The following is a 25,599-nucleotide window of genomic DNA, read 5'->3' on the forward strand; positions in this document are numbered from 1 at the left end:
TTATTTCACAATAAATAAAATTCTTTTCCCATCAGGATACCCACTTATCTGGTGTCCGACCCATGAGCCTGCTCCCCTATTATCAGACGGGCTGACATATTGAACACTCGCCCCTTTTCCTCCTTCAAGACAAACTGCCATCGGCCACTCATCTCGGTCGAATCCAGGCTTAGTCGGAATGCCTTTTAATGATTCTTGCCTGCGGGCATCTGCTCCATTTCGGTCTATCGTACACACATCTGAATGCCCTTTTCGAATAGCTTCTTGAATATGACTGCCTGTTTCAGGGTACCGTTCCTTTGGAAATTGAATAACATGATCATATCGATCCGCACCTTTTGCCGCATGTTCCTCTCCAAATCCACCTAACAGCGTGCCCATCCATATCACAAAGCATAAGGCGACAGCAGTCATCCAGCCTCTTCTTATCTTCAAAAGCGTGAGACCTCCTCATTTTTCTCAAGCAGAATCTTGACTTAAAGGGAATGTGTCATTTTAATGTATGAGTCGTTCACGAATGACATGTGAAAAAAATGAAGAGGCAAAGTGTCAATGGATTTTTCTAGCATAGACAGATAGTCACTTGTATCCACATAAAAAAGCTTGTCCCCTATGAAGGAAACAAGCTTTATGATTTAGATTTTATTGCGCTTTTGCATAGTTGATAAATTCAACAAAGGCAGCTGTCGCTTTTGGACCGCCATTAATCGTACCGTTTGAATAACCTGCGTTATGAATCCCAACTATTTGCTGATTTTGATCTAGCATCGCTGAGCCTGAATTTCCGCTAAATGTATCAATCGTATAGTATGCAAGATTCGTATCTTCTCTTGTCACAGGACCTGACATCTCCCACTGCGAGATCTTGCCAGTCGATCTCATTTTATCACCTGGATATCCAGAAATTTTAATCGTTGTCCCAGTTAAGTTTGTCACCTGACGGATGGAACGGTAACCGACTGTATTGCCAATGTTCGTATCTGTTTTGATCACGGCAAAATCATATTGGCTCGCACCTGTATTGATATACCCGCTTGGTACATAGAACTCTGTCATATTTGCTGAGCCATTCACCGCAGTACTATCGTTCATGCCTGGATACACCGATCCTTTTGCACTATAACTTCTGGATGCTGTATTGTACACGCAGTGTCCGTTTGTCAAAATTTTGTTAGGGGCAATCAGGGTTCCCGTGCAGCTGGAGCCGCCAAACGTAATATAAGCAATTGAATTATATGGTGCCACTCTTGTGTTTGCTACTTTTGTTCTACCATCGTCTCCAATGACGACTTTTGTTTGAAAGTCTTTTAAATATTTTGATAGTGGTTTTACTTTTTCACCAACAGTTGAAGATAGATCATCCACTTTATCAAAGGATGAGGGGGATTTCGTATCATTGTGGAAATCACTTGAAGAGATCACCTTTCCATCAGAAGTCACCATGTCATAATCAGACGTTAGCACTGAATCAGATGCGGCATGGGCAAAACTAGGCACACTTAAAGCACCAAAAACAAGTAGAGAAGGGAGTAACATTTTCACCTTTTTCATCATATTCCTCCTTTATGTCCTATATCAAAAATGATACGATTGTTTCATATTGGAGTAAATGAGAGAATATTCTTATTTTTTACAAAATATTTCATTTTTAAATTAGGTGTTTTGTAACTTTCAAACTTTCATTCTATCGATCTCACCTCTCTTGATGAAACAGAAAAAACCGCCTAATTGGCGGTCTTTCCTTTTGTCAGCTCCATACATCTTTTACATATCTATTATTATTTGCAAGGGTTGTCAGCCAATTTTCAGCTGTTTCCTTCGAACATTGTTTCTCGTGTTGATAGAGGTCGATCAATGTAGCCTCTACGTCTGGTGCCATGACTTTTCCGTCCCCGCACACGTAAAGATAAGCACCTTGATCGAGCAATTCGATCAGCGTGCCGCCGTCTTCTTTCAACAAATGCTGGACATATACTTTTTCCTCATCGTAACGAGAATAAGCACGATGGATGTGAACAACTCCTTTTTGCGCTGCAAGCTGCATTTCCTCAAAATACAGATCATCTTCATGAGGGTGACGGCAGCCAAAATACAGGTGAGCTTCGCCTAGTGGTTTGCCTTCCTTCTGCCACACTTCTCTTGCCTGAACAAATCCTCTAAATGGAGCAATTCCTGTACCCGGCCCGATCATGATCATCGGTAATTCAGATGAAGGTGGCAGCTGGAATCCTGCCTGCGCTTCGTGGAGGAAGCAGGCGACTTCTTCACCTTCCTGCAGGCCGCATAAATAGTTTGATGCGACGCCTGCGTATTCTCCGAGTCCGTTCCATGCTTTACCTTTTACAACTGCCACTGTGATACTGACTTTTTCTTCCTCTACCTTTGGCGAGCTAGAAATCGAGTAATAACGCGGCTTTAAACCTGGTAAAAGTGCCAAAAAGTGCACAAACGGCAGCTCACACGCTTCATATTGATCTAATAAATCCAGCATGGTTACTCGTTTCTTTAAGATGGCTTCTTGATATGCTTCACCAGCCATTTGTTCAAGCTCCACGCGGTGAGGCGGACATACAGTATGTGCTGCGAGCTCTCTTAGCTGTGTACGTGTCGCAGGCTCTTGAAGCTCAACATGCGAGGCGAGTAATTCTTTGATTGGAATCGGCTGATCTAATGGTAAATGACTTGCCTCTTTCTCAGATGAAAGCTTAATGTGCTGCTCTGGATCTAGTTTAAAGCGGTGGGTCACACGCTGAACGAGTGCATCACTATTTTTCGGCACAATCCCGATATGATCCCCTTCTTTGTATGCTTTTCCAGCAGGCAATTTCAGTTCAATATGTCTTGTCTGCCGTGTGCTTTTTTCTGATTGTAATTCTTCATTTTTCAATACAACAGCTGAAAAGGCATCATATATTTTAGCTACAGGACGCTCAACTAGCTCATTCGTATAAGCAACTGATAGGTTTGGTTTTTCCTTCCCCTTTTGTTGGAAAGTGATCTTAAATTCTTTTGCAAGCTGTTCGAAGACCACCTTCTGGAATGTTTCTTTATCTTCATCCATATCACCGCCTGCATCGCCTTCACCAATATCCGTTACACGCTTTGCCCCTTTTTTCTCAAGTGCTTCATCAATCAGACGAGGAATACGCTGATACGTACTCGCCCAATTTCGATCCCCACACCCAAAGACTGCAAATGTCACGTTTGATAGATCCTGCTCTTCATCCTGCGTCAACCAATCCACGAATTGCTTCGCGTTGTCAGGTGGATGTCCGTTGTATGAAGCGGTCACGATGAGGACAGCACCTGTATCTGGCAATCGGCGTGTAAAGTCATCAAGCGGCGCAATGGTCACATCGAACCCTTTTGCTTTCCCGTCTTCAACCAATTCGTTCGCTATTTGCTTTGCTGTGCCAAGTTTTGATCCGTACAAAACTAGCAGCGGAGTACCGTGACTCGCCACTTTTGAATCACTAGATTTGGTGCTTTTCTTCGGTTCTTCTTTCGGTGGAGCCATAAAGAATTGCTGCTTCCTTGGCCGCACTTTGATTTTAAAATCGTTAGGTTTAATTGTGAGAGACTCTTTTAAATAAAGCTCATAAGATGTGTGATCAATTAACTCTAAATTATGCAGGACCATCGCGAGAACCATCGTAGCTTCATGCAGGGCGAACTGCATACCGATACATGCACGCTGTCCATTCCCAAAAGGCTTGTAGGCATGCTGCGGGATTTTCTCAGGGTGCATAAACCGCTCTGGTTTAAAGTCTTCTGAATCCTCTCCCCATACTGCTGGATCACGGTGTAATTTAGGGAGCAGAAGAGAGACACTTTGATTCTTTTGAATCGGATATTTCCCCCCGATTACTGTGTCCTCTTTCGCATAAAGAGAGAACGTAGGCGCTGTTGGCCAGAGGCGAAGGGCTTCATTTAACACCATACGAGTGTAGCTTAGCTTTTGCACCTGTTTAAATGTCGGAAGCCCGCCCTGCAGCACCTCATCTGCTTCCTGAACGGCTTTCTTTAATTTTTCTGGATTCTTTAGTAAGAAATAAATCGCAAATGATAGCAGTCCGCTTGTTGTTTCGTGCCCTGCAATTAAGAAGGTAATGATTTGATAACGGATATTTTCATCGGATAAACGTTCACCTGTTTCAGGGTCCTCTGCATGCAGCATAAGTGACAGTAAATCATCGCCCGTTTTATCTTGTTTTTTTCGTTCCTGAATAATGTCATCTACTAATTGCGACATAAAATCGACATGCTGGTCAAATTCTTTTCTTCTTTTGATCATGAGTTTATCTGCAATCGGCAATCGGCTCGACTGCTCCATTGCTTCATTTAAGCCTTTCAGCATGCTTTCGATGAACGGATGCTGATTTTCTTTATAAAAGCTGTTAAAGCGAAAATCAAAACCGCAAAGGCCGATCGTATCTAAAGTCAGCTTTGTCATATCCTCAGCTACTTCAATTTCTTCATCGCGGCCTGTTCTTTGCCATTTTTGCACAAGCTGTGTGGCAATATCGAGCATCATCTCATGATAGCCCTTCATGGCCTGCTGGCTAAATGCAGGCATCAAAATTTGATGAGCCTTTCTCCAGTTCGGTTCTTCTGTCCAGCTTGTAAATAGTCCATCTCCTGCAAATGCTCTTACTTTATTGAGACTAGTCCCAATAAATTTATCAAAACGGCTTTCGTCACATACTTCTTTGACAAGTTCATGGCTGGAAACAAAAATACTTGTTGCATTTGAAAATTCAAACTGAAAAATCGGTCCTAATTCATCTGCCAGCCGCCAAAAGGTTTGAGAAAGCTCTCCCTTTTTTATATGGGGAATATTTTTAAAAGGTCCGTATGTTTTTGGTTTTGGAATGATTGATGATTGATGCATATGTCCACTCCCTTTATTTCTTTATGATGCAACGCTAATGGCGCGCCATAAACATTGCTCAATATCCTCTAAAAATTCAATCGTTGGCTCTATTTCTTCTGCAAGAATCTGCTTGTGAAGCTGGACGAATGCGCCAAATACAATGGATAAAATGGTTCTCCCTGATAGATTCGGATGAATCCCATCCTTCTTCCCTTCTTCAAAGATGAGGAATAGCTCATTTAACAATTGCTGCATTTTCTCTTTACTTGTCTCATCTAAATAATGTGACCGTTTATCAATTTCTAAGAAATACAGACCACTCGGGTTCTCCTTTGTAAACAAAACCAAGCAATAAAAGACATGCTTAAAATAGGCTCTGATACTTGCTTTTGGGTCTGGACTGTTTGTGCTGATTTTGTCGATAAACGCAGTGAGGCTTCGCTGGTATAAAATGTTGACGAGTGCTTCTTTACTATCGAAATACCGATAAATGGTTCCCGCTCCAACGTTGGCTTTTTTTGAAATCATCGGCATCGTTGTGCCATCAAAGCCACGTTCAATAAATAAGTCAAGTGAAGCCTTCATAATCTGCTCCTGTTTATCACTAGTCGCTGCAGACATTTCATCCTCTCCTTTCGTTTTACTAGGAATGAATGTTCATTCCGATCGATGTATATTATATTAATATTTTAAATTCTTCTATTTATACTTAAACATACTTATTTTTCTCCGTCACCACATTTTCTGAAAATAATAATAATTAAGAAATGATGCCTAGCCAGACAGCATCCAAACGACTTAGAAACATTGACAGATATGTGTCAGGAAGGTGACCTCCGCACTATACCTTCATTCTTGATCAATCGGAGAGTGAATGTGGTCGTCATATGTATCAATATATAAGCTGCCATTACTTGAACGGACTGCGTATACAATGTCCTTTAAGGAGAGCTGCCTTTTCTTAAGTTCTTCATCTATCCACTCCACAGTTAATTGATTTTCATGAATGTTTTTCAAAATGAGCTTTCCGTCCATGATCACTTCGATAGGCATGTAGCCCTCTGCCTTCATATACAATTGAAGATCCTTTCGAGTGACATTTTCAAACGAAGGATATTTTTTCACTGACATATGCCCATCTGTTTCAATCATGGCAAATTCAACTTCGCTAATATCAAAAATGTCTTTTTCTCTCAGCTGCTGATTTAAATAATCAAGGGTATACCTCATTCCCTTCATATTCTCTTCAAGAATTTTGCCATTTTGTATGACAAGGGTTGGTTTACCGGCCATAAATCCTCTCAATTTTCGGCTCCTTAAAGCAATGAGCGAAATCACATAAATGATCATGACAAGCGTGACAAAGGAAATCGTCGTGTGATGAAACGGCAGTGTAGTATTAAACGCGAGACTCGCCGCAATTGAACCTAAGCTGATGGCTGCTATAAAATCAAAAATATTCATTTGCGCAATGGTTTGTTTTCCAAGAAGACGTGCTCCGCCAAATAAAATCGCAAAAGCAAACATCGTTCGTAAAATGACTTCAATATGGTCTGGCATGCAAGGGTCCACCTTTCAATTGCATCAAAAAAAGCCTTTTCCTTAGAAAAGACTCCTTTTTAGACTATGCATTTATTCCATCATTATTCAATTGGACAGCATCGCTTTGCTCAAATTGTGAACGCAGCTCAATAATGGAGCTATTTCTGACAGCATTGGCATCTTGCTCAAGAAGCCACGTATAAAATCTAGCTTGCTCCGCTGTTTGCAATGCCTGCATATATTTTTGCGTGGAACGCTTCTCTGCAACGCGCTGTTTGATCGAACGCATCTGCTTCCAGAATTGATAATAAGGAAGCTTGAGCTTGGTCATAAAGCCGCGATCATCCTCAATGACATATCCCTCTTCTTTGATCGTGTCGTCATGAGAGACGGCCTGATACCATTTATAAAAAGAGGTCCAATCATGAAACACAGCCACTTCCTGCTTACAGGACATTCCAAGCTGTTCGCTTACTCTTTTCACTTCAGTAAAAGGTGCCTTTTCATAGCTCAGCTGACGCTTCACAATATCAAGTAAAATGAGTTGATCATGATCATATGTGATAATATGCGGGTCTTTCTCTGGCAAAATGACTTCAAACACAAGAGATACATTGTGGTCACGTACGTATGATTTGATGTAGTCGACCTGCACGTCTCCGAAGGTCTGATAGAATAACTCTTCGACCCAAGAAGCATGCTGGTTTTGCTTCACATTAGATGTATACGATTTGGACGTAAACACCAATTCATCTTCCATTTCGTTATACCCAACCGTCCCTAAATATCCATTTGCTTTATCATAGACGGTAACAGGAAATTGAAGGTGGTTCACTAGATGATGCATTTTTGTCTCCGGACGCTCATCAATGTTAAAAAATTTGTTGTAGCTTCTTGAAACAATCTGCTTTGACACCATATTGACAAACAGACCTCTTGCCTTCACATTCACATCATCCCACTGCCGTTCACTAAACGCTTTTTTCGTAAAATTAAAAGATGAAATATGGTGCGGAAGCTTTAATTCCTGTACATATTCATGCTGATCTAAGTGAGCTAAAAAGTCATCTAGTGAGATATCTGGTTGAATAGCAGCCGATGGTTTTTTTTCAGAAGCTCTATAGACTGGGTTGTCAATTTCATGTGTCTCAATCCCGTCAGCTGTGATTTTCAACACCCTCAGCTGTCCCCCGAATTCAACCTGGCCTTCTAGATTATAAGACCTTTCCGCTGCTTGAGTAGGCAGCCTGTATAAATTGCGATGCCCGTGAATTTGAATGACATCTAATCCAGCAGTGTTTTGAACAAACAAATGGTCAATGTCATCTGAATATTCACCTACACCGTGAATGAGCTGCTGTGTTGAGACATGCAGAAGCTCTTCTGGCAAATGAGCAAGCCCCCCGTGAGTAACAAGAAATGTCTTGCCATGGTACGTAAAATAAGTGAGCTGATGAAATGTTCTGACAAACTTCCGCACCTCTTTTAAATCAAAGTCTGCTGTTTCGATTTCAGGTGCAGTATGCCGGTTAAACATATTGCTTCTTACTTTTTCACCATGTGCAAACCGGTATAAATGCTGATCATGATTGCCCTCAATTACGATGACATTCCGGCATTCTCTATGTGCGAGCATCCATTCTAATACTTCCTTGTTTTCTATCCCTCTATCAAGTAAATCACCTGCAAAGATATAAAGTTCATTTTCTTTAATATCTCCTTGCAAATAGGTGGTCAGAGCAGTATGACAGCCGTGAATATCTCCAAAGATATGAATGGCCTCATATTGATCAAAGGATCGAGGCTGATAGGTCATCACTTGCGAATATTCCTCCGGCTGCAAGACCGTCACCCATGATGGGACCTTTTCTATTTTTAAACGCTCGTTCATTTGATATAAAACAGACTCCCGAACAACTTTGTGAGCTTCCCGTGAGCGATTTTGCAGGAGAGCTGTTTCAAGCGGCACCTGCGTGAAATCGACGACATACACCCTGTAACGATACGATGTGGCCAGCGATTTATATTGAGATATCGATTTGCTTGAAATATGCGTGGCATCAATCACAGTAAAATCTCCACGTTCCATACGAGCTGTAAGCAATTCAAATAATAAAGACCAGACTTTGTGGTCATGTTTGCTTGAAATTTCTGGTTTCCCATTGACAGATAACTGCGGAGGCCGGGTCAAAAGACGGATCTGATCCGCTGATAACGTGTAAGGCTCTAAGCCTTGGGCTTTGATCCAAGTTGATTTCCCTGCGCCTGGGAGACCTCGTAAAAGGACTAAAGTTCTCATATTGGTTCTCCTTTAACAAGTGATATTTTACCTATTATAGATAAATAATGGATAAATCTCAATTTTTTATTGATTATGGTAATATATAGATAGAAAGGGAGGTTTTACGTATGTCTAACGGAGAGAATATGGCATTTAACATGGGTGATCTTCTATTTCAAGTGTTCTCTCTTCTATTCATTGCTGCTATCGTGACGATCATTGTCATCGCTTTTCGAATGATCAGAAGAAAACGAATGGAATTGAAGAAGGTCGAGGAAAGATTGAACAAAGTGATTGAAAAGAACGATTTAAAAGAGTAAAAATCCGGGATTTAACCGGATTTTTTTTGTTTCATCACAATCCCTTGCCGCTGCTGCATCAAAAAGAAAAAGACGCCTAAAAGGACAAGAAAACCGCCACACATTTTAAGCAGCGTGACTTTTTCTCCAAGCAGCCATACAGCAAGAATCGTGGCTCCAACAGGTTCGCCAAGGATACTCATTGAAATGGTTGTGGCATTGACATAGGTTAAAAGCCAATTATTAATGACATGAGACATGGTGGGAATGATCGCAAGCAATAAAAAGATCCCCCACTCTTTACCTGGATAGTCTGTAAAAGGAGTTTGCTGCATCAAATTAAATAAAATTAAAAAAAGACCGGCAAAACCAAACACACAAAAACTATAAATCCAATGAGATATCTTTCTGACAGCCTGTTGACCTATTAATAAATAACAAACAACGGCGATCACACTTAAAAAGGATAAAATGTCTCCTAGGATAGCTTCCTGGCTATGACCTATGTCTCCCCACCCAATCATGAGTGCACCAACAATTGCGGCACACATCGTCAAAAGTGCAGGGAGCGTGGTTCGTTCACGAAAAATGAGAAAGCCGCCTAATAAGGAGACCATCGGCTGAAGGGCGATGATAATAGTAGAGCTTGCCACAGTCGTCAGCTTCAGTGAGCCAAACCACAACACAAAATGGAGTCCTAAAAAGAAGCCTGACATACATAAGAAAAACCAGTCTCTTCTCTGAATCGAGAGAAATTCTTTTTTTCGTGGCAGAATAAACGGCAGCATAAAAACCGCGGCAAAGATCATTCGATACATACTTAAAATAGCAGCAGGTGCATTTGACCATTTCACAATAATAGCAGAAAACGAAATGGCAATAATTGAAATCACAAGCGGTAGTGCAATTGATTTCTTTTGAGCAGTTGACTTCATGTCCATGAGCAGCTTCCTTTACATCAGCAGTAGATGAGAAGTTCATCCTTGTATGTCGTCATCTTACTATGTCCAATCCGCTAGAGGCAAGATGATTTTAAAACTGATGTAAGCTTTTTTTGTATGAAAAAAGGCTTTCATCTCGAAAGCCCTATTCATCATCTATCAATAGATAAACCGCCCGAACTGGACCATGAACACCTACTACTAAATTCATCTCAATATCCGCAGAGTTACTCGGACCTGATATGAAATGAATCGCACCTTTCGCCTCTTCCCCCTCCTCTACCGAGCGATTAAGAGCCGAAACTGCCTGAATCATCCGCGGAACCACCGTGCTTTTTTCGATACACACGATATACATCATCGGTAAAAAATGCAGCGCTCTTCCTTGACCCTGATGGGATGAAAGCACGACTGTCCCTGATTCTGCAAGAGTATAATCACTAAATACAACCGAATAAGCCGCTTGTTCTGCCAGCCTGATATTTTCTTCCCTTGATGCTTCAGCATTCCAGCTGGTGACTGCGAAGCCTTCGTGCTGCAAGCTGTCAAACATCGGATAAAATCCATATTGTTCAAAACGATGATCGCCCGATGTCATCACAGAACCCTCTCCATACTCTGTCATCAATGATCGTAATACAGAGGGCGCTTCCTCTGGTGTTGTTTCGACCACTCTTGTGTGAATTCGTTGACATTGCACCTTCAGTTGCTCAACTAGCTCTTCTTTAGACAAAAGTCCATTTGTTTCCCACTGAACTTGATGCTTCCAAGCCGGACGCTGAATAGATGCAGATGAGGAGGAATCCTTCCCTAATTGCTGACGGATATGATCTAAAAACGACTCTCGTTGAGAAATGGTTCCCTTCATCACTGCTCCTCCTTCTGTCTCTTTTTAAACCAATCCCTGAATCTTTCTTTACTTGGAGCTGGCAGGTCACGAATATCTGTCCAATTCTTTAAAGGGCCTATTCCTTTTGAAATCTGTCCGTTTGAAGCCATACGATTCATCAATACAGGAGCAGCTTTTGTTCCGAATTGATACATACCGGGAGTCGATGCACCCATTCCGAACATTTTCATCGCCATCATTTCAGCTTTAGGCGCTCTCCCCTCTTTTTCAACAATGACTTGTCGATGTTTTATTAATAATTCGTGAAGCGGGATCTTTACTGGACAAGCATCTGTGCAGGCCGCGCAAAGGCTGGATGCAAAGGGGAGCTCTTGGTAGTCATCATAGCCGCCAAGAAGCGGCGATAAAACAGCGCCAATTGGCCCCGGATAAATCGATCCGTATGAATGTCCGCCCACATGCCGGTAAACTGGGCACACATTGATGCAGGCTGCGCACCGGATACATTGGAGAACAGGCTGAAAGGGAGTACCTAATATATTGGACCGCCCATTGTCCACAATAACCAGGTGAAATTCTTCTGGTCCATCCACTTCTTCTCCTTTTGGTCCGACGACAGAAATATAACTCGTTAATTTCTGACCGACTGCACTTCTGCACAAAAGACCAACGAGGACATCCAGCTCCTCCATCGTTGGAACAATGCGTTCCATGCCCATAACGGCGATATGTGTCTTCGGGATAGCCGTAACAAGATCCGCATTCCCTTCATTTGTCACAAGGCAAATGGAGCCTGTATTGGCGACAGCAAAATTGCAGCCGGTGACACCAATATCTGCTTCGAGGAACTTTTCACGTAATATGGCTCTCACAAAACTCGTCATATCTTCAGGTGTCTCTGACATCTCATACCCGAGCTTTTCGTGAAAGACTTCTCTTATTTGTTCTTTCGCCATATGAAGAGCAGGTGCCACAATATGTGAAGGAGGTTCATGATCATCTACTTGCAGAATATACTCGCCAAGGTCACTTTCCACCACGTCACAGCCGATCTCTTCAAGGGCTTGATTCATTTCAATTTCTTCTGTGACCATTGATTTTGATTTAACGATCTTTTTGGCCGCTTTTTTCTGTGCCACATGTTGAATATACGCCGATGCCTCTTCCTTTGTTTTTGCAAAAAAGACATGTCCTCCGCGTGCACTAACGCTTTCACTTAACTGGTATAAGTAGTCATCAAGATGCGTCAGCGTATGCTGCCGGATTTCCTCGCCAAGTTCTCGCCACTTTTCCCAGTTGCCAAGTTCTTCGCTCGCAGATAGCCGCCTTTCATACAGGCGTTCCTGCGCTGAGGAAACAGCTCCTCTCATGACCGTATCTTCTAATCCTTCCCCGATTCGTTCTTTAAAGGCCTTCGCTCCAATTTTCATACTCATGTGCCGTTCCCCCTCTTAAAGTCAGCGGCTATTTAATACCTCTGCGATATGCATCACTTGAATGGATTTATCAAGACGATTCAGTCTTCCGCCAATATTGAGCAGGCAGCCGCAGTCAGCACCAATGATATATTCAGCGCCTGTCTCTTCTATGCTTTGGACTTTCTCATCGACCATTTGCTCAGAAATAGGTGTCATTTTTACTGAAAAGGTTCCTCCAAATCCGCAGCAATTTTCTGCGCGTGGCAATGGTGTCATCGTCAAATCTTTGACATTTGACAATAGAGTGAAAGGGGCTTCCTTAATTCGCAGCAGTCTCGTCATATGACAGGATGTGTGATAGGCTGCGTTTCCTTTCAGGCTCGCGCCTACATCTGTGACGTGTAATATATCAACAATAAACTCGGTTAATTCATATGTTTTCTCAGCAAGTGCTTCAGCTTTTGCTGACCACACTGGATCTACTTTTAAAAGTTGAGGATATTCTAAAAACATCGCCTTACAAGAGCCTGACGGCGTCACGACATATTCAGCTGATTCAAAGGCTTTAATCATGTTTTTTGCTGCTTTAATGGTTTCTTTTGTATAGCCGCTGTTAAAGGCTGGCTGCCCGCAGCACACTTGTGCCTCTGGAAATTCCACTTCTACACCGAGCCTTTCTAATACTTCCACTGTGGCCTTTCCTACATTTGGCTGCATGGTGTCAATTAAACAGGTAACGAATAAATGGACTTTCATCGGCGAACTTCCCTTCTTTGCTGCAATTTGATTCATCAATTTGGTCATCTGATGACGAAATAAAAGGCCTTATTTTCATTTTAATCCCAAATTTCTGAAATTTCAACGAAGTGATTTGTCTAAATTTGGACATAAGGCTCGTGTAGCTGAATGAAAAAAACGCCCTAAGATAGGATAGGACGTTTTGATATTTATTTTTTGGAATTAATTTAGATGTTAAGTTAAAAAGAAAACATTTGAAAAATTTTTGTTCTCATTATGAAGAATGTATCTAAAAATACTTACTATAATTCCAGTGTTGCAATCAACATTTCATGTGATTTTTCAAATCAATCACTCTTTATAATGTCTATTAGAATGTGTCAACATATGAAAAACTTCTTCTAAACTATGAGTATATCCATTCATTTGACTGTCTTGCAATCTTATTTCCTCTAAGCTACCAGCGGCAATACAATTTCCTTTTTCAATTATTACTAGTCTGTCACATAATTTTTCTGCTACTTCAAGTATATGAGTACTGAAGATGATCGAGTTTCCTTTATGGGTAAAGGCTTTTAAATAATCTTTAATAGCCTTTATGCTTTCTGGATCTAATCCTGTAAACGGTTCATCCATAATCAAGAGAACCGGATTATGAACTAAGGCACCCATTAATATAATTTTTTGACGCATACCTTTTGAATAGGTTTTGATTAAGACATCAATTTTTCTTTCAAGAAAGAGTAGTTGGGACAGGTCGGATATAAAAAAATCAATTTGTTTGGAAGGAACTCCTCTTAATTCACCCATGAAGATTACGTATTCTCTACCTGTTAAATAATCATATGGACTTAAATCATCGAATACACAGCCAATCTGCGACTTATATTTATTGGGATCCTCAACCCCATATAAACTTACAAATCCGCTGTCAGGTTTCAGTAATCCCGATAATATAGATAGAGTTGTTGTTTTACCCGCACCGTTTGAACCTAATAAACCTAAAATTTCACCGGAACGTATGTGGAAGCTTATTTCATTTATCGCAGGTATACTGCCATATGACTTGGAAATATTCACTACATTTAACATATAATCATCCTTACTCACTAAATTCATTTAAAGATGCGAAGTTTTTAAATTCTGAATTAGTTAATTTTTTACAGCATAAATGGAAGAGTATTGAGCTAATCATAAATGTCATTGACGAAAATAATATTACGGTTAAGAAAGAATTTTTGGAGAGTAAGATGACTAAACTCCCAATGATAATAAATAAACTCGACAAAAATTTACTCATAATACTGGACCTTGTACTAGGCAAATCCATATAAGTTTCTCTTTCGTAATTCGGGAAGGTAAGACTGGAGACTAGAGCAATTAGTATTGTAACAACCGTAGTTAATAGATTTAAAGGAAGAATTAATAAGAAATTGACGTCAAATACTAAACATGTTGCTGAACTAACAATAATTGAAAAAGGCAGTGCAACTCCTAACAAACTAAGTACCTTCGCTAAGCAAATTTCTTCTACTCTCACAGAAGTAAGTAAAAGGTAAACGAAACTTTTTCCTTCAAAGTCAGGCGAAAATCTATTAAAGAGTCTATGGATTACCATGACGGCTCCCGAAAGGTGAAGAATAGCAAAGATCGATAAATGATTTCCCTCTATATAAGAAATATTTTTGGAGGCTAAAAGATAATATGGTGTAAATATCAATATGTATTGAAAGATAATTAATAAAAATGTTTGCTTAAATCTATACTGCTGGATTCTTTGAAAATGTTTATAATCTTTCTCAACAATTTTCCTTGTTAAAAATGGAATAAACTTAAGGTATTTTAGAACCATTGACAATCTGGACAAATACAAATTAAACAAGCTGTTTCTTATCTCTGTTCCAGTGACATTGGAATTATTCCGCTGAAAAAAATCAATATATGCATAAACTTCTAAATGTTTTAAAGATTTACCCATTAACCAACAAATACAAATCCCTATAAATAGGAAGATAGAAAGAATTGTCCATTTATCACTTGTAAAATGAAATGGGCTAAAGAACACTAGTAAAGATTGGATAATAGAATGGTTGTAAATTAATAAGTAATTTTCTTTCACAAGACCAATAGGTATATATTCAATGAAAGGAAAAAGAATAGAAAAAAAGAGTATAGTTATTATTATTTTTGTGAATAAAAGAAACAGGCTATAATTCAATCCAATTCTTTTACTTACTTTAGCCGAAATTATTTTCAACACTATATAGATTTTTAACGTTGCTGCAATTAATATTATAGGAGTTATAAAAAGAAATAAAAACATCCCAGTTGCTAAACTAAGGTTCAGCTTTGTAGCTATATGAATGAAAAAGAACACAAATATTACGAATAGTAATAAACTTTTAAATAATTCACGCCCAATTAACTTACTGAGTATTATTTTATTAACAGATGGAACAATAGAAGATAGTAACTTAAAGTCTTTAAGTTCTAGCATACGGTACACATTAGAATAAACATTGCTAGTCAGAATGAACAATATTATTAATAAAAATAGTCTATAGGCCCATTCACTTTGCTCTTTTCTAGGTAATGGTTCTAAATTCCCGAGCATAAATTCAACTGTATAAGAAGTAAAATAATGAATAATAGTCAAAGTAACAGTGATGATGATGCATCCTACAAGAAATGGGAGATAAACACTATGCATTCCCCCATTTTTATGTATATACAAAAATCTGTTTAAGATGCTTCTAAATTTATATTTGTTAATAAAATATAATTCTCTCATATCCATCTACCTCTAAACATCAAAATGATATTTAAAACTAACTTCATATATTTAGGAGTATTAATCCTTCAATCAATGACGCTGTGAATAAAAAAATAATATACATAGTAAGTAGGACAACCATATCTATTAAGTCCTGCTTCTGTATAAATTTCCGATTTCCACGAATGGATTCAATCGTTATTTCACCAGGTTTTATAGCAAATGCAGTGACTAGAGCTATAGCAATCAACTCAAAAATCCCATGAAATATCGTGAATGTAATCACTGTTGAAATTGGCATTGTTTGAGAAATGCTATAGATAGATACGCCAAGTAAATATCCTTGTAAGGAAACATATATTATTGATAAAAAGCCGAGTGAAAAAACTCCAATTAACGCTGGAAGCAAAATAATGAAATTATGTGAGAAAATTGAGAAACAAACAGCAAACCCATCATTCTCACTATCACTAACCCCTTCCTCCAAATAACTAAGGGGAATGGTAGCCACGTTTATATCATTGTTAATCGATAAGAATAATATAGTACCCAAAAAACTAATAAAAACAACTAATAAAGCCAAATTCAACACCCGGAAATTTCTCTTTATAAATAGTTTTAGCCAATTATATTTGAAATGATACAGTTTAGCCTTCATATAATCACCTTGTTAACTCAATTGGTTTTCTTTATGTTCTCAATTCGTTTTTCAAAAGAGGGGTGACTTTCACGCCATTCAGACTTTCTTCCATAATCTCCATCTTCTTCTTCAATTAGACTGCTTAATTTAATCAAAGTATTGAGATACAATGTTTTATTCTCAAGATGGGAAACAGCAAAGTTATCAGCCTGAATCTCAAATAACCGGCTGATTTTCTTTGGCAACCATTCCGTAATGAAGATCATGAGAATGACTCCTACTGGGAAAATAAGAACATATTGCCACCATCCGTTAGCAAGCATAACCTGTCTGGCATAATACATACTGATGCCCATAAATAATGTTACGATCAAAGTTAGAAACATGGTATAATGCGCATGTTTTAACTTCGCATGCCCCATCTCATGGTATAAGATAGCACGAATTTCATCTTTATCAAACTTATCTAACAACCCTTCTGTCACATACACATCGACTCTTCTTTTAAATGGTAGTTTAAAAGAATATATCCAGGCATTCACATCCTGTTGAGAGTTTTTTTTCACCCAAATATTTACCTTTTGGTTTGTCTTATTCTCAATATCCTTGCGAATATTCATGAATGCTTCCGTATTTAAAAGTTCATATTTGTTTATTATTTTTTGTATGATTGAGTAACCGAAAATAAATAATATGATTAGGGCGAAGTACCAGCCACAAAATAGAAAAAGGTTATCCATGATCTTCGCTTGAAACGACAAAGGAAGTAATAAATATGATCCGAAATATAACAAAGATAATGTGGCAGCACCAAACAAAACAACTTGCTCCCTAACATTCATTAAGAACGAATTTCCTGACGCGCCTTCATTTTCTTCTAAATCTTCAGGCATATCTTTTGTAGTATACTCAAATGAATATGCTGTCAATAAAATTGACAGGAAACTAGGTACAAGTATAGAGAGAATAATGCTTAATACATAAGAGCCTGTTATTGATAGCACATATCCCATTAAGAAATAATAATTTAATCCCAAGGGAAGAAAAATGGCTAAAACAAAGGGAATAAATAATGTGAATAGGTTTTTCATAGATTCATGAAGATTAAAAAATAAAAATAACATAGCTGGAAAGAGAATTCCCATTAAGGTAATTAATATAATGTATATGGTATTATGCTTAAAACCTGTTTTGACCTTAGTAGTTTCTGTTAAATTCGTTAGATTGTATTTAGAGAAAAAAGGATTTTGCGATACCTGTTCCATCTTGATTTTATCATCATGAATAGGTACAAAACCTCTTCTTAGAAAAACTGTTGCCTTATCTTTCATTAATTTGTCAGTTTCAATTGTGCTAATTCCATCCCTAGATGGAATCTCCGTGAAATGTATTTGCTTTCCCCCTAATTGAAAGGCTGCTTCTGATCGATCTTTGGAGTGACCTTCTTGATGGGTTAATAAAAAATCCCCCTGATAAAGGGAATGGGAGATTAATACTTTTGGATTGTTATCTTTGTTCGAATCGAGTAAAACAAATGGAGAAACAACTGCTGAACGGATACCAACTTCAATCAAAATGACTATTATTGTAATAATGCTTGCAATAAAAAAAGAAAGTGAGGCTTTTCGTAACATTTCATCACATCCTACTAACTGATTATAGAATTACATAAATGAAGTGAAAATCTCTGGAATTATTTTTAAAATTGTGTTTAGTAAGAAGGTGAAAGCGATAATCATTATGGACACCCACTTACTAGAATCCCTTAACAAAATTTTCACACCTAAATACATGATTATGTACTGCCAAATCACAAAAAAATCTATATTTTTTAAAAAACTGCTTAAAAGAGAACTATCGGTATCTTTTAATATACCAGAAAACCCTTTAATCTCGTACAATTCCCCAGAAAACATAACTAATAACGAGAAAGAAAACACCTTAATGGCTATAGGAACCCAACTATAACCGATAATACTGGATACCGCTCTGAATTCACGGGTTTTAGTAGAAAACAGTGATACCATAAAATAGATGACAATTACTTGAATCAACCACTCTATAAGTAATCCTCCACTTATAATAAAAGTGAAAATACCAATTATTATAGCTGAATTAGACAACTTGTCTTCTAATTCAAACAGGTTAGAAATTTCCTGTATTAAAAATTGTGAGGTGGATAGCACTAAAAATATTCCGATTAGCATAATTAAAATGAACGGATAAAAATTCTTAGGTTTTTCAATTAATTTATTAAATAAAGATACTGGTTCAAATAATGCAGATACGAATGATTTGACGCCCACTACAATTCCTTTCACCACACGGCTCCCCTTATACGTAATTAGTGAAGAAGAAGTAGTTATGAGAATCATAACTACTCTTCTTTACTTACCATGTAACAGCTGCTTTTTTACCTTTTCGTTTGATATACCACTTTAATGACATCCTTGCTGCCCAAGCGATAGCCGTTACGGTTCCAAATGAAAAGGCACCTAACACTATAGATATTGCCGAAGCAACGTCAGACCCCGTCATCACCATGTTGACAATTTTGGATGCCTGTTTTTGAGCCTGGTTCCAAGTAGTCTTTTTGCTATATTTATTAATGATTTTGGCAAGGTTCACTTCTACCGATGATTTTTTTAAAGTCTGGATATCAGAATTACTGAATTCGTTTTGATTATACTTCACTGGTGACCCAATAGTACCAAACATCACTAAAATAGATAAAAAGACCATCCCAAAAGCGGCTAGGATTTTAGAATTTTTACTATTAATTTTTCCCACAATTACCACCTCCTCCTATTATTATCTAATATTACAATAAATAAAATTAGAGTTCAACATTATCATATAAAAAAAGATACTTTTTTACTATTTTTTGTTGGTTAAAAGATTGTTTACTCCTACTGGTATAAGGTTATGTTAGTTTTTAAGGTTTGATAAATTCATAAAAAATGAAACAAATTATCATTTGAGTTTTTCATGTTCTCCTCAATGATGTAAGAGTAAAAAAAATAAGGGAGAAATTAACCATTCAGTTGATCTGTTTATATAAACAAACGTTACATTGACAGGGCTACAGTTGGAGAGGAACTAAATGATGCATGAAGCATAATCCACATGAAAAAAACGCCCTTTTCATAGAGCGTTTTTTCAAGTTTATTTTGAAATCAATTCACGAATTCCTTCTTCAATAGGCATTAAAGGCCGGCCTAATAAGGTTTCGAAATCATGGCTTTCAACGGCTAATGCACCATCGCGAATCCCGCTTTGAATGGCTTTAACAAATGGCACAGCTTCTTTTGGTACCCCATTAGAAGCTAAAAATTCTCCAAATGTGTCGACAGTAATTTGCTCCACCTTGATCTCTTTTCCGCTCACTTCACTGACAATGCGCGCAAGTTCAGTATGCGTCCGAAGAGGTCCTGACAGTTCATATTTCTCTTTGTTATGTTCAGAAAGTGTTAACGCATTTGCGGCCGCTTCTGCGTAGTCATTTCTTGTTGCCCAGCCAACCTTGCCATCACCAATTGGACTTAAAAATGGTGCGCCGCTAACGGCTGCTAGTATCGTATCTTTTTCATTTTCTACATACCAGTTGTTTCTTAAAAACACATGAGGAATGCCAGAGGCGACAATGGCTTCTTCAGTTTTTTCATGGTCGTGTGCGAGGACAAGCTGACTCTCTCTTGCATTCACAACGCTTGTATAAGCAATAAAGGATACACCAGCTGCTTTCGCCGCTTGGATGGCAGCCGTATGCTGCTGCACGCGGTCTCCATCCGCAGTTGAAATGATCAAAAGGCGGTCAATACCTTGAAAGGCTGCCTTAAGAGTGTCTGGCTGAGTAAAGTCTCCGTGGCGTACATCCACCCCAGCTTCCTTCAAATGTGCTGCCTTTTGCGGATCTCGAACACTCACCGCAATTTGTTCAGCTGGTACCTTTTTAAGTAAATGCTGGACGACGAGCGATCCAAGCTGTCCTGTTGCGCCTGTTACTAATAATTTCATTTGTTTGACCTCCTCATTTTTCGTTCAACGGTGATGTGCATACGTTATAATCAAAATGGTTACAACAAAGGTGTAAAAAAAGCTCCAATGTATGAGCTTTTTTATTCCGCCTCTGTCAATAATTGCTGAATTGTCACTTGCTTTAGGTGATTCTCAAGTGCAGCTTGTGCTTCTTTTAGTTCATGCCGCAATCTCGTATCCATCGCTTGACCAATCGGGCATGCGATGACGGGCTGATGAAAGTTAAATAATTCTTCATCCTCGCTTACATCGACAGCGCGGTACACATCTAATAGCGTGATTTCCTCTGCCGGTCTTTTTAAATAAGCACCGCCTACTCCGCGGCGGATCTCAATAAGATCCGCCCGTTTGAGCATTGCCATCATTTTTCGAACAATAGCTGGATTTGAATTCACGCTCTCTGCAATAAAATCACCTGTACACTCTTTTGGAACACCTGCAATAAATGACACAATATGAACAGCAATCGGATACCTGCTGCTAATTTGTTTCACAATCTTTCACCACCGTTGTAATCAATATAGTTACAATGAGTGGTTTTGTCAATCAATAAATGGATTTTTCTTTCGATCCCAGTCCTCATAAGTCATGCTATCGTAGTCTTCTTCTGTATCAAGCTCAAGCGGCGCAATGCATTCAAGCAGATTTCCATCTGGGTCAAGAAAATAGATCGCTGCATGAAATTGCGGTGGATTATCCAGAACTAAAGGCTGCCTCTCTTCTGAAAAGCCAAACATTGGGTGAATGCCGATGCCCTTTTCAACCAGCCAAGCCTTGATCTGTTCAATACTGGACGTTGTAATTTGAAAGGCAACGTGCCGAGTCGAGGGATGGTATGGGAAGTCATTGATATCTACTTTCCACAAACCAAGCCAGCTCTTTCCTTTCTCAATCCATAAAAAAGCAACTCGATCATTTTGGTGAGCAAGTGTCAATTCCAATTTTTCATAAAATGCAATAGACGCCTTCAAATCGTTCACAGGTAAATGAGCTTCATACAAACCTTTTATCATCATCAAAACCACTCCTTTTCTACTTTCTATTCTGCGGGATTTAATGAAATGACACCTCAGCAAAACGATGTATTTTATCCCCTTCATTAGTTTGAGAAGAATGATATGTTTGATCCTTTGCAGAGGGGGGAAGGTGTTCAAATAAAAGAAAGGAGCGTTTTATATGCCTTGGACGATGAATGATTATCCGGCTTCATTTCAATCGTTAGATCACATTATTCGAAAAAAAGCGCTTGAGATTGCGAACAAAATGATACAGGAAGGCTATGACGAAAGTAGAGCCATCCCAATTGCGATCAGTCAAGCGAAAGAATGGAAAAAGAACGCAACGGAAAAAGAGATCGAGAATTTCTCAGCCCGTGGTTCTGTCACGCCATCTAAAGACAGCAACTCCGCAAGACCAGAGCTTATGGATCATGCCCAGCATGTCGTCAAACACGAAGATGGCTGGGCGATTCAAACAGAGAAAGCAAAACGAGCAAGTGAGGTCAAACAAACGAAACAAGAAGCAATTGACCGGGCTAAGGAGATTGCCTCTAATAAAGGGACTTCAGTTGTGATCCATAGAAAAGACGGGAACATTCAGGACGTGTTAAAACCGCAATAAGACCGCCCAGGAGCGGTCTATTTTTATGCATTCTTTTCTTTTTTCGCTGGTGCTTTTCTTTTTTTAGGTGCTGTTTTTTTCGCTTTGGCTGGTTTTGATCGGTCGATTGAAGCCTGTAGCGCTGCCATTAAATCAGTTACATTGGATGCAGGATCTTTTTTGCCTGTCGTTTCTGGCTGAACGGTATGTTCTCCAGATATTTTATCTCCGATTAAATTCATCAGCTGTTCTCTGTATTCATCCTGATAGGCAGCTGGATCAAAAGTTGTGGTTAATTGTTCGATTAAAAGAAGCGCTGTATCTAACTCTTTTTTCACAATGTTTTCTTCTTGCGGGATATTTGGTACATCTGATACCTGTCTAATTTCATCAGGAAAATGAATGGTTTCCATCAGCAAAATATGTTCATAGCACCTAACGATCGCTAATTGTTCCTTTGAGCGGATCATAATCTTTGCCACACCAATTTTCCCCGATTCCTCTAAAGCTTTTCTTAATAATGAGTAAGCCTTCGCTCCGCCGGTATCTGGCGATAGAAAGTAACTTCTTTCATAATAGATTGGATCAATCTCTTCTATCTTCACAAAATCAATAATTTCAACGGCTTTTTCTTCATTTTCTTTTCGCAGTTTTTCAAGCTCTTCCTCGTCTAACTCAATGAATTTATTTTTTGCATACTCGTACGCTTTTACAATTTGTTCTGGTGCCACCTCTTCCCCGCAGTTGGCACAAACCTTTTTATAGTTAATGGGTGTGTGACACTCTTTATGCAGCTGTCTTAACTTAATATCTTTGTTCTCTGTAGCAGTAAACAGCTTCACTGGAATATTGACTAGTCCAAAGCTAATGCCGCCTTTCCAAACTGTATGCATCGCGTCGCCTCCGTTCTTTTCTCTTTACTATGCAATGTTTTCGTTAGACTTATGTATGTGAATGAAAATTTCATCCCACTCTAAGAACACATCATATGAGGAAGTGACATGCACAAATGAAACCTATGCGATTAACGGCTGCACATGATGTTCCTACCGGTGCAGACTGGGTGTATGAATTAAAATATGACGGCTTTCGAGTCATTCTGACGTGGGAGCAAAACAAGATTCATTTAGAAAGCAGAGCCGGAAACCGATTAAACGAACAGTTTCCTGAGGTGATTGAACAGTGCGAACAATTAAGGGATCAGTTTGCTCTTTTTTTACCTCTGACGTTTGATGGAGAATTGGTCTTTTTACTGGATGAACAGCAAAGCGATTTTGCGAGGGTTCAGCAAAGAGGCAGATTAAAAAACAAAGAGGCGATTAAGCAACAGGCTGAGCGGTTTCCATGTCATTTGATCGTATTTGATCTATTAAGATGCAAAGGGCAATCTCTAATTGATTTGCCGTTGATGGAAAGGAAAAAACAGGTACAGCAAGTTTTCAAAGCAGCAAAACTTCCGCCATCTGTTCAGCTTGAGCACCCTTCCCTTCTTCAACTCATTCATACAGACACAAATCCTGAACATATGAAAAAGTTGATGACGACGTATTTAGCAGAAGGACTCGTTGCGAAAAAAAGGACGAGTAAATGGCACGAGAATACACGGTCAAAAGAATGGCTGAAAGTCAAAAACTGGCGATATATCTCTGTCATTGTGACTCGTTTTGATAAAGAAAATGGCTACTTCCAAGGCTGTATTTATCAAGATCATCATCTCACCGAGGTTGTCCAATTCAAGCATGGATTTTCTAAAGAAGAAGAACAAACGCTTCGTACGCTCTTTCAAACAAAAGGCAATCAAATAGGGACATCAGGATATGAAATCCCACCTTCTATCGTCGCGAGCATTGCTTGTATCTCCTTTGATGGGTCCGCCTTAAGAGAGCCGCGTTTTTCTTCCTTTTTACTAGATACTGACCCAGCGGCGTGTACGTTTCAGCAAATGCTCAAACAGCTGTATCCGCTCCCTGCTGTGATTGACGTCACTCATCCTGAAAAACCGATTGTGCCGTCTCTTCATCTGAACAAGGCAGATTACTTACTTTATTTAAGACAAGCCGCTCCCTATCTCTTGCCCTTTTTACGTGAAAGACGGCTGACTTTAATTCGGTTTCCTCATGGCGCCGGGGATGAATTCTTTTATCAAAAATCGACACCTGATTATGCGCCAGATTATGTGTTGACCGATCAAGCTGATGATATTTCATACACTGTCTGTAATGACCCTCAGACGCTTCTTTGGCTCGGTAACCAGCTTGCAATGGAATTTCATATTCCTTTTGAAACAAGGGATACGAACCGGCCGATCGAAATCGTCTTTGATTTAGACCCGCCATCTGTTAACGAGTTTCATCTAGCCATAGAAGCTGCTAAGCGAATCAAAACGCTTTTAGACGGTCTCTTTCTTACAGCCTTTATTAAAACAAGCGGTGGTAAAGGACTGCAAGTTTATATTCCATTAAAGAAAAATGCCTTCACATACGAAGAAACGAGAACATTTACCGCGTTTATATGCCAATTTTTATGTGAACAAGCACCTGAGCTATTTACTCTGGAACGTCTTAAGAAAAAACGCGGCAATCGCTTGTATTTAGACTATATTCAGCACGATGCTGGAAAAACAATCATTGCGCCCTATTCACCAAGAGGAAATGAGCTTGGGCTTGTAGCGACACCGCTTGAATGGGACGAACTCCATCAAGATGGACTTCACCCTTCTTTGTTTACCATGCCAGCTGTGATAGAGCGTCTAAAGGAAAAAGGCGATCCATTCCGCCGCATGAGACACCTTGTAAATGATGACACTTTCAGACAAGTTTTGCACTGGCTTGAGGACATTATCCCGGCACATAAGATGGACATACGCGGTCATTAAGCGTTACACTTATTCATTAGAGAGCAAGAAAGGGATGACCATTTTGACCGCACATTCATTTCGAAATATAGCACTTATTTTCTTGTGCCTTGCAGCAGGTATTGTGGATGTGATTGGCTATTTGAGCTTAGGGCATGTGTTTACAGCCAATATGACAGGTAATATTGTGCTGCTTGGCATTGCAGCAGGAAGCTCCTTGCAGCTTACAGCCCTTCATTCCATCACTGCATTGAGTGGATTTGTTTTAGGGGTTTTACTAGCTGTTGTGATAGGCGGAAAACATGAGAAAACGTTTTGGCCAAAAGCCGTTACACGTATCTTTATCATAGAAGTCCTCATACTGCTTCTATTTGCTCTTATGACCATTTTCCCTTATACACAAGGTGCTTATTTTATGCTGATTATCCTTTTAAGTATGGCCATGGGCCTGCAGACAGCGGCCGCCCGCAAATTAAATGTGGCTGGTATTTCCACAACGGTTCTAACGAGTACACTCGCTAACCTATTTGAGGATTTGGCTCAGCGCATTTCACATCAGGAAAAAAGAAAAACTCCCATTCAGCATGTCAGTTTCATGCGAATAGGCTCTATTGTTTTTTACTGCCTAGGTGCTGCTTTAGCGGCATACACAGATGCATACGATCCGTTTATCATCATTTGGCTGCCTATCTCTATCCTTGGAGTCATTGTGATAACTGCTGCAATTAAGCACTTTCACCAATTGAAATAGCC

24 protein-coding genes are annotated in these 25,599 nt (G+C 39.2%); 4 read left to right on the forward strand and 20 right to left on the reverse strand.

Features of this window, described 5'->3' with window-relative positions:
* The 6 genes from SB660_RS16630 to SB660_RS16655 form a co-directional block, all read right to left on the reverse strand.
* A complete protein-coding gene (locus tag SB660_RS16630; RefSeq protein WP_244270805.1) occupies positions 1–381 on the reverse strand; it encodes a NucA/NucB deoxyribonuclease domain-containing protein in 381 nt (126 codons plus the stop codon).
* A gap of 261 nt (positions 382–642) precedes the next feature.
* Positions 643–1,551: a trypsin-like serine peptidase gene (locus SB660_RS16635; RefSeq protein ID WP_180308905.1), complete on the reverse strand. Its 909-nt coding sequence runs from the start codon at positions 1,549–1,551 to the stop codon at positions 643–645.
* A 196-nt stretch (positions 1,552–1,747) separates the two neighbouring features.
* Complete coding sequence (locus SB660_RS16640) at positions 1,748–4,891, reverse strand: bifunctional cytochrome P450/NADPH--P450 reductase (protein ID WP_410583391.1); 3,144 nt, start codon at positions 4,889–4,891, stop codon at positions 1,748–1,750.
* A 21-nt stretch (positions 4,892–4,912) separates the two neighbouring features.
* Positions 4,913–5,494: a TetR/AcrR family transcriptional regulator gene (locus tag SB660_RS16645; RefSeq protein WP_180308907.1), complete on the reverse strand. Its 582-nt coding sequence runs from the start codon at positions 5,492–5,494 to the stop codon at positions 4,913–4,915.
* A gap of 228 nt (positions 5,495–5,722) precedes the next feature.
* The gene (locus tag SB660_RS16650) at positions 5,723–6,433 is read right to left on the reverse strand and encodes a DUF421 domain-containing protein (protein WP_180308908.1); all 711 of its coding nucleotides are present in this window, start codon (positions 6,431–6,433) and stop codon (positions 5,723–5,725) included.
* A gap of 64 nt (positions 6,434–6,497) precedes the next feature.
* Positions 6,498–8,714 (reverse strand): RNA ligase, encoded by a 2,217-nt coding sequence (locus SB660_RS16655; RefSeq protein ID WP_410583394.1) that lies wholly within the window; start codon positions 8,712–8,714, stop codon positions 6,498–6,500.
* A 110-nt stretch (positions 8,715–8,824) separates the two neighbouring features.
* Here SB660_RS16655 and SB660_RS16660 point away from each other — a divergent pair, with 110 nt between their 5' ends.
* Entirely contained in the window at positions 8,825–9,016 is a 192-nt protein-coding gene (locus SB660_RS16660) for a hypothetical protein (RefSeq protein ID WP_058015676.1), read from the forward strand.
* An 11-nt stretch (positions 9,017–9,027) separates the two neighbouring features.
* On the opposite strand, the gene SB660_RS16665 is transcribed toward SB660_RS16660, so the two are convergent.
* The 13 genes from SB660_RS16665 to SB660_RS16725 all read right to left on the reverse strand — a co-directional run bounded on the left by SB660_RS16665 (position 9,028) and on the right by SB660_RS16725 (position 21,409).
* Complete coding sequence (locus tag SB660_RS16665; RefSeq protein ID WP_180308910.1) at positions 9,028–9,936, reverse strand: DMT family transporter; 909 nt, start codon at positions 9,934–9,936, stop codon at positions 9,028–9,030.
* A 145-nt stretch (positions 9,937–10,081) separates the two neighbouring features.
* A complete protein-coding gene (locus tag SB660_RS16670; protein ID WP_410583397.1) occupies positions 10,082–10,804 on the reverse strand; it encodes a LutC/YkgG family protein in 723 nt (240 codons plus the stop codon).
* Positions 10,804–12,222: a LutB/LldF family L-lactate oxidation iron-sulfur protein gene (locus SB660_RS16675; RefSeq protein WP_410583399.1), complete on the reverse strand. Its 1,419-nt coding sequence runs from the start codon at positions 12,220–12,222 to the stop codon at positions 10,804–10,806. The genes SB660_RS16670 and SB660_RS16675 overlap by 1 nt, the downstream gene beginning before the upstream one ends.
* A 21-nt stretch (positions 12,223–12,243) precedes the next feature.
* Positions 12,244–12,960, reverse strand: coding sequence for a (Fe-S)-binding protein (locus SB660_RS16680; protein ID WP_410583445.1), 717 nt, complete (start codon positions 12,958–12,960; stop codon positions 12,244–12,246).
* 333 nt (positions 12,961–13,293) lie between these two features.
* Positions 13,294–14,034 carry an ABC transporter ATP-binding protein gene (locus SB660_RS16685; protein WP_410583401.1) on the reverse strand — a complete coding sequence of 247 codons (741 nt, stop codon included), beginning with the start codon at positions 14,032–14,034 and terminating at the stop codon, positions 13,294–13,296.
* 10 nt (positions 14,035–14,044) lie between these two features.
* Complete coding sequence (locus SB660_RS16690; protein WP_410583403.1) at positions 14,045–15,733, reverse strand: hypothetical protein; 1,689 nt, start codon at positions 15,731–15,733, stop codon at positions 14,045–14,047.
* A 43-nt stretch (positions 15,734–15,776) separates the two neighbouring features.
* On the reverse strand, positions 15,777–16,298 hold the full coding sequence (locus tag SB660_RS16695; RefSeq protein WP_268458585.1) for a stage II sporulation protein M: 522 nt from the start codon (positions 16,296–16,298) through the stop codon (positions 15,777–15,779).
* Between the two features lie 92 nt (positions 16,299–16,390).
* On the reverse strand, positions 16,391–17,989 hold the full coding sequence (locus tag SB660_RS16700; protein WP_410583405.1) for a M48 family metalloprotease: 1,599 nt from the start codon (positions 17,987–17,989) through the stop codon (positions 16,391–16,393).
* Between the two features lie 30 nt (positions 17,990–18,019).
* Entirely contained in the window at positions 18,020–18,676 is a 657-nt protein-coding gene (locus SB660_RS16705) for a YIP1 family protein (RefSeq protein WP_410583407.1), read from the reverse strand.
* A gap of 70 nt (positions 18,677–18,746) precedes the next feature.
* Positions 18,747–19,145 (reverse strand): uberolysin/carnocyclin family circular bacteriocin, encoded by a 399-nt coding sequence (locus SB660_RS16710; protein WP_410583409.1) that lies wholly within the window; start codon positions 19,143–19,145, stop codon positions 18,747–18,749.
* A gap of 375 nt (positions 19,146–19,520) precedes the next feature.
* A complete protein-coding gene (locus SB660_RS16715) occupies positions 19,521–20,372 on the reverse strand; it encodes an SDR family oxidoreductase (protein WP_410583410.1) in 852 nt (283 codons plus the stop codon).
* A gap of 101 nt (positions 20,373–20,473) precedes the next feature.
* Positions 20,474–20,887, reverse strand: coding sequence for an Rrf2 family transcriptional regulator (locus tag SB660_RS16720; protein ID WP_061407918.1), 414 nt, complete (start codon positions 20,885–20,887; stop codon positions 20,474–20,476).
* A gap of 48 nt (positions 20,888–20,935) precedes the next feature.
* Positions 20,936–21,409: a VOC family protein gene (locus SB660_RS16725; RefSeq protein ID WP_410583412.1), complete on the reverse strand. Its 474-nt coding sequence runs from the start codon at positions 21,407–21,409 to the stop codon at positions 20,936–20,938.
* A gap of 160 nt (positions 21,410–21,569) precedes the next feature.
* Here SB660_RS16725 and SB660_RS16730 point away from each other — a divergent pair, with 160 nt between their 5' ends.
* The gene (locus SB660_RS16730) at positions 21,570–22,013 is read left to right on the forward strand and encodes a DUF2188 domain-containing protein (protein ID WP_410583414.1); all 444 of its coding nucleotides are present in this window, start codon (positions 21,570–21,572) and stop codon (positions 22,011–22,013) included.
* Between the two features lie 23 nt (positions 22,014–22,036).
* Here the strand turns inward: SB660_RS16730 and ku are convergent, their stop codons facing one another.
* The gene (gene ku / locus SB660_RS16735; RefSeq protein WP_058015683.1) at positions 22,037–22,885 is read right to left on the reverse strand and encodes a non-homologous end joining protein Ku; all 849 of its coding nucleotides are present in this window, start codon (positions 22,883–22,885) and stop codon (positions 22,037–22,039) included.
* A 116-nt stretch (positions 22,886–23,001) separates the two neighbouring features.
* Between ku and SB660_RS16740 the strand changes: the two genes are divergently transcribed.
* Positions 23,002–24,867 (forward strand): DNA ligase D, encoded by a 1,866-nt coding sequence (locus SB660_RS16740; RefSeq protein WP_410583417.1) that lies wholly within the window; start codon positions 23,002–23,004, stop codon positions 24,865–24,867.
* Between the two features lie 34 nt (positions 24,868–24,901).
* Positions 24,902–25,597 carry a YoaK family protein gene (locus SB660_RS16745; protein ID WP_410583419.1) on the forward strand — a complete coding sequence of 232 codons (696 nt, stop codon included), beginning with the start codon at positions 24,902–24,904 and terminating at the stop codon, positions 25,595–25,597.
* The last annotated feature ends 2 nt before the right edge of the window (positions 25,598–25,599 follow it).

The organism is Bacillus sp. SIMBA_005 (genome assembly GCF_046535585.1).
Lineage (GTDB): Bacteria > Bacillota > Bacilli > Bacillales > Bacillaceae > Bacillus > Bacillus pumilus.

What these genes read in the sequence shown, in the direction of transcription:
- SB660_RS16630 (WP_244270805.1), bottom strand. Translation starts at nt 381, where the DNA reads ATGGGCACGCTGTTAGGTGGATTTGGAGAGGAACATGCGGCAAAAGGT.
- SB660_RS16635 (WP_180308905.1), bottom strand. Translation starts at nt 1,551, where the DNA reads ATGAAAAAGGTGAAAATGTTACTCCCTTCTCTACTTGTTTTTGGTGCT.
- SB660_RS16640 (WP_410583391.1), bottom strand. Translation starts at nt 4,891, where the DNA reads ATGCATCAATCATCAATCATTCCAAAACCAAAAACATACGGACCTTTT.
- SB660_RS16645 (WP_180308907.1), bottom strand. Translation starts at nt 5,494, where the DNA reads ATGTCTGCAGCGACTAGTGATAAACAGGAGCAGATTATGAAGGCTTCA.
- SB660_RS16650 (WP_180308908.1), bottom strand. Translation starts at nt 6,433, where the DNA reads ATGCCAGACCATATTGAAGTCATTTTACGAACGATGTTTGCTTTTGCG.
- SB660_RS16655 (WP_410583394.1), bottom strand. Translation starts at nt 8,714, where the DNA reads ATGAGAACTTTAGTCCTTTTACGAGGTCTCCCAGGCGCAGGGAAATCA.
- SB660_RS16660 (WP_058015676.1), top strand. Translation starts at nt 8,825, where the DNA reads ATGTCTAACGGAGAGAATATGGCATTTAACATGGGTGATCTTCTATTT.
- SB660_RS16665 (WP_180308910.1), bottom strand. Translation starts at nt 9,936, where the DNA reads ATGGACATGAAGTCAACTGCTCAAAAGAAATCAATTGCACTACCGCTT.
- SB660_RS16670 (WP_410583397.1), bottom strand. Translation starts at nt 10,804, where the DNA reads ATGAAGGGAACCATTTCTCAACGAGAGTCGTTTTTAGATCATATCCGT.
- SB660_RS16675 (WP_410583399.1), bottom strand. Translation starts at nt 12,222, where the DNA reads ATGAGTATGAAAATTGGAGCGAAGGCCTTTAAAGAACGAATCGGGGAA.
- SB660_RS16680 (WP_410583445.1), bottom strand. Translation starts at nt 12,960, where the DNA reads ATGAAAGTCCATTTATTCGTTACCTGTTTAATTGACACCATGCAGCCA.
- SB660_RS16685 (WP_410583401.1), bottom strand. Translation starts at nt 14,034, where the DNA reads ATGTTAAATGTAGTGAATATTTCCAAGTCATATGGCAGTATACCTGCG.
- SB660_RS16690 (WP_410583403.1), bottom strand. Translation starts at nt 15,733, where the DNA reads ATGAGAGAATTATATTTTATTAACAAATATAAATTTAGAAGCATCTTA.
- SB660_RS16700 (WP_410583405.1), bottom strand. Translation starts at nt 17,989, where the DNA reads ATGTTACGAAAAGCCTCACTTTCTTTTTTTATTGCAAGCATTATTACA.
- SB660_RS16715 (WP_410583410.1), bottom strand. Translation starts at nt 20,372, where the DNA reads ATGAAATTATTAGTAACAGGCGCAACAGGACAGCTTGGATCGCTCGTC.
- SB660_RS16725 (WP_410583412.1), bottom strand. Translation starts at nt 21,409, where the DNA reads ATGATGATAAAAGGTTTGTATGAAGCTCATTTACCTGTGAACGATTTG.
- SB660_RS16730 (WP_410583414.1), top strand. Translation starts at nt 21,570, where the DNA reads ATGCCTTGGACGATGAATGATTATCCGGCTTCATTTCAATCGTTAGAT.
- ku (WP_058015683.1), bottom strand. Translation starts at nt 22,885, where the DNA reads ATGCATACAGTTTGGAAAGGCGGCATTAGCTTTGGACTAGTCAATATT.
- SB660_RS16740 (WP_410583417.1), top strand. Translation starts at nt 23,002, where the DNA reads ATGAAACCTATGCGATTAACGGCTGCACATGATGTTCCTACCGGTGCA.
- SB660_RS16745 (WP_410583419.1), top strand. Translation starts at nt 24,902, where the DNA reads ATGACCATTTTGACCGCACATTCATTTCGAAATATAGCACTTATTTTC.